A 4,154-nucleotide genomic window follows, 5' to 3' on the forward strand; every position below is an offset into this window, starting at 1 on the left:
CTACCGCTGGTACGGCAGACAAGTATGATTTGCTTGCGCTGTTCGCTTCGCTCGGAACGTCACGCCTGTGGCGTGATGAGTCATAGCCGTTGTTGTGCCTGCCTGCGGTAGGCAGGCTTTCGTTATTTTCTCAATGGCTTAGAAATACTATTCGCCTAATTATTTGTTGAATTTACCTAAAGTAGTTATTATCGTTTCGAATTAGTTTCTTGGTCGATTAAAGCTATAATTTCGTCAATGGTATCAGACAATGCCAAATAGCGTCGATTTAATACTGTTAGCCATACAAAATTATCTTTTAGCATATGAACTAATTCATCATCTGCACGGCTCAAAAGATAAAAATGTCTTGAACTCCTTTTTTTATTGCTATTAACTTCAAATAAATCCGCACAATCTTTACATGTACTGCCATAAGCGGAATTAGCATTTAAATACGGTTTTAAAACTTTATTATTAAGTTCTTCTATTTTTTCTTCTGCCCATTCGACTCTATTAAGATGCAACTGATAAAAGTCTGTAATTTCTTTTCTTAATTTATCATTAGAAATTATAGAAATTCCTTCTGACTGGATTGCTTCGAAGGCACTTAATTTTGGATATAGTATAGGGTATCCGAGGAGATATCCTTGTGGTAATTTGATAGGGTTAGCATCCGAAATTTGATGTCCTAATATGCTTTTATACAGGGTATTGGTTAATTTGAGTATCGGAGGTATTCTTTCGATATCCGTCAGTAAATCATTTTTGGTCTCTATAAGGTCATCTTTTAATTCTAATAAAAGCTTGAGCTCTTTCTCTTCCGCTTTTCTGTTTTCATTCCAGTTATTAATCTGAAGTGCAATTAAAATCCCTAGAACCACTAATACAATTTCTCCAATAGCATATTTTACATACTTTCCTGTTTTATTTTTCTCCATAAGGTCAAATCGTATTTTTCGAAAGAATTTTATCATTGGTTAGTTATTTCTCGAAAGTTAGGATAATTATTTAATTCGGTTCGAGTGAGTATAATGAAGCACAACGGTCTCGGCTATGAGTAGTTGCGCCTGCCTGCCGGCAGGCAGGTGGTTTAGTACTTAACTTGCAAGCCTGCCTGCTGCAGGCAGGTACGCACCAAACTGAAAATCCGCGAGTCCCGATAGCTATCGGGATTCAGAAGAAGGCGAGAACAAGCAACCTGTCTGCCTCTGGCGGATTATTTATAGCTATTGTTAGCACCAGTTTTTTATCAATTTAATTTGGGTTATCAGTGCCAGATACCTTCAGGAATTAGCTTTTCCTCTACTATTTCTACGAGTAGACGGTCTGGACCTCTAACAAAAAAACTTTTCATACCATGAATAGGATCAATTTTTATATCATTAACAATATCCAGCCCTTCAGATCTCATTTTATTCCTTAAATGCTCAATATTTTCAGTTGAAAAACCAATATGATCGATTGCACTACCATCAGTTGGTTTAATTTCATTGTTAGGCCACCATGATACTTCCTCAACTGGTTTACCAAATACAATGATGTTAATGTTATTGATGGTTAATACATTCCATTTAAACCCAAGCTTGTTCTTTCCAAAATGTTTCGCTTCTTCATATACTGGAATGAAGCCTAAATGGGATTCAAACCAGTCCATAGTTTTGTCAACATCAGATGAGAGTAGGTGGATATGTTCAAACCTATGATTTTTGTTTCCAGTATAAACTTCTAAGACTTCTTTTTCTGGGCCAAGAAAGTACATATAAAAATTTTTACCAAGAGGTGTAATAGGTGTATGTACATCTATCCCTTCTTTGACTCTCCAGTCAAATTCAGATTGACCATCTACACCTGACCAACCGATATGCCATAAACTAGAACCCAAATGTGTTGAAGGTGCAGTATCGACAAGATTCATTAGTAAAAATGATTTTTCTGTAAAAAGAGCATCCACACGATCTCGATATTTTACTTGAGTTGCACCAAAGTACTTTTGATAATATGCAATAGTTGAATCTCTGTCTGTAACATTTAGATGGACATGATGGAAATTCACTTGACTTAATTTCTCAACATCTTCAAATTTTTCAGGTTGCTGTTTACATCCAACAATTTGAAATATTAAAACAGTCAAGACAATCAAGGTGTTTTTATATTTTATGTCATACATAATATTGGATTCATTTCTTTTAAATTGGTGCTAACGGTCGTGGCTCTGCCTACCCAGCTACCGCTGGTACGGCAGACAAGTATGATTTCGTTTTTAATTAGCAGCGAGCCCAGCGTTGGGTTTCCTGCCTTGCAGGAAAAATTAACGAGGGCAAGGCGAGCTGTCAGGTTTAGCCTTTAACCTGGTTCTCTGTTTTAAAAATAGAATAAATATTTGAAGTTGGGATTAGCCAAAATGAATTATAGCCGTTGTTATGGTTTGTTCTTAATATACTGATAAAATTTCTCGACCGGTTCGTTTCCAAATTCCGTCGTTTTGTTCATAGATTTCCAAAATTTCAGATCCAATAGCTTTACCACCATGGTAGACTTTGCTTTTCACTGCAAATGATAATAGAAGTACTGCTTTATTTTCATTTAGCAATATTAGGTTGAGAATAATTTCTAAGGGTGTATGTTTTGTTTTTTGAAAGGGGACTTTTTTCTTGAATCTGAATGATTAAATCTGAAATTTCATTGCATAAATGATAGTCCCATTTATTTGATAATTTCGTTTTTATTATGTCAATTTCGTCATCTGTAAAGTCAGTTACTGCCTTTATATCAGAAATTGTAAATGCAGAAAGAGCATTGCTAATTTTTATTACCACCGTGTCTTTGGAAGATTCCAATAATGTATTTAAGGCTTTTTCTAAAATCGAAAACTCCTTACATGGCTTTGCTTGCCCATAACTTAGATAAGTAATCAGGATTAATACTAGTATTGATCTGTAATTAAACATCAATGAATCTATAAGTTCCAGGAATTAACCATAACGGTCTAGTGTATGATTTCGTTGCGTGTTTAAGCACTAAAGTTTGCAAATATATCACAGATAGAAAGTCCGCGAGGACTTTCTTAAATAGGCGTTTACTAGCAATGAATTATACACATTGTTGTGCTTTCGTTATTTAAAATTAATAGTTTACTGATGCTCTAATTCCTCTTCAATAATATTCTTTAAATCATTTGTTAAGTTTAAAGTTTCTTTTAAAATTCTTAATGCATTTATCTCGGCAAAATTTTTAATAGTTAAAGCCAAATGATATTTTGCTATTTGGTCAGCAAAACTTGTTTCAATTTTCAATGCATTAAAAAACTGCTCTTGATTTTCTATCAAGTTCCGAACGGAAAATGGATTAATAAGATAAGTGTCTTCAATTGTATTCAAATACATACCATAGTTATTGTCTTGATTTTTAGATAACAAATTTTGTTGATTTTCGAGACTTATTAAAAGATTTTTAATTGATTTTGGAAGTAATTTTATATCTCCTGTTGATTTTAGAACTTCAATAGTTTTTGTATTAAATCTAATTAGGCCGAAAGTCGGTTCCACCTTTTTAATATGGTGGTATATAGAATCAAGTGACACATTAGATTTCTCGAAGATTGCCAAATAAGATTCGTATGTGTTTATGCTTTGTTCAACTCTTTTTATTTGAGGGTTTAATTCTTTAATATCCAAATTTATTTCAGATAACAATTGTTCGTAGTATTCAGTTTTTGATTCTTTTAGTTTTCTATTTTCATTCCAATTGTTGATTTGAAGCGCAATCAAAATCCCAATTACAACAAGAATTATTTCACCAATTGCGTATTTAAAATACTTTCCAGTTTTATTTTTTTCCATTAAGTCGTAACGTATTTTTCTAAAGAATTTTATCATTGGTTAGCGGTTGGTTATAGTTTCTACTACGAAGCTTAAGCGAAGTAGTAATGAAGCACAACGGTCTTGGCCCTACCTACCCAGCTACCGCTGGTACGGCAGACAAGTATGATTTCGGCGAGCCTGCCTGCCTTTGGCAGGCCCTGTCCTCTACCCTATTCATGCCAGTTCCATGTTTTATTTAAATGTAGGAAATTTCAGGGAAGTTCTAAAGCAGCGTTGGATTATAGCCGTTGTTGTAACACGTAATTATTAAAAATCAAAACCAAGATCTAATTGGATCATTACTGGCCAAAA

Annotated in this window: 4 protein-coding genes; all 4 read right to left on the minus strand. The window is 33.9% G+C overall.

From position 1 onward, the window contains the following. Window positions 1-188: 188 nt before the first annotated feature. Window positions 189-920, minus strand: coding sequence for a DUF6090 family protein (locus AB8P51_RS15035; RefSeq protein ID WP_369749699.1), 732 nt, complete (start codon window positions 918-920; stop codon window positions 189-191). Window positions 921-1,249: 329 nt separating this feature from the next. Then, the gene (locus AB8P51_RS15040) at window positions 1,250-2,149 is read right to left on the minus strand and encodes a VOC family protein (RefSeq protein ID WP_369749701.1); all 900 of its coding nucleotides are present in this window, start codon (window positions 2,147-2,149) and stop codon (window positions 1,250-1,252) included. Window positions 2,150-2,561: 412 nt separating this feature from the next. Further along, window positions 2,562-2,930: a hypothetical protein gene (locus tag AB8P51_RS15045; protein ID WP_369749702.1), complete on the minus strand. Its 369-nt coding sequence runs from the start codon at window positions 2,928-2,930 to the stop codon at window positions 2,562-2,564. Between the two features lie 183 nt (window positions 2,931-3,113). Next, the gene (locus AB8P51_RS15050) at window positions 3,114-3,821 is read right to left on the minus strand and encodes a hypothetical protein (protein WP_369749703.1); all 708 of its coding nucleotides are present in this window, start codon (window positions 3,819-3,821) and stop codon (window positions 3,114-3,116) included. Window positions 3,822-4,154: the final 333 nt, after the last annotated feature.

The organism is Muriicola sp. SD30, from assembly GCF_041205185.1.
Taxonomy (GTDB): Bacteria; Bacteroidota; Bacteroidia; order Flavobacteriales; family Flavobacteriaceae; genus Muriicola.

Coding starts and splice junctions, on each gene's coding strand:
- AB8P51_RS15035 (WP_369749699.1), bottom strand. CDS start 920: ATGGAGAAAAATAAAACAGGAAAGTATGTAAAATATGCTATTGGAGAA.
- AB8P51_RS15040 (WP_369749701.1), bottom strand. CDS start 2,149: ATGTATGACATAAAATATAAAAACACCTTGATTGTCTTGACTGTTTTA.
- AB8P51_RS15045 (WP_369749702.1), bottom strand. CDS start 2,930: ATGTTTAATTACAGATCAATACTAGTATTAATCCTGATTACTTATCTA.
- AB8P51_RS15050 (WP_369749703.1), bottom strand. CDS start 3,821: ATGGAAAAAAATAAAACTGGAAAGTATTTTAAATACGCAATTGGTGAA.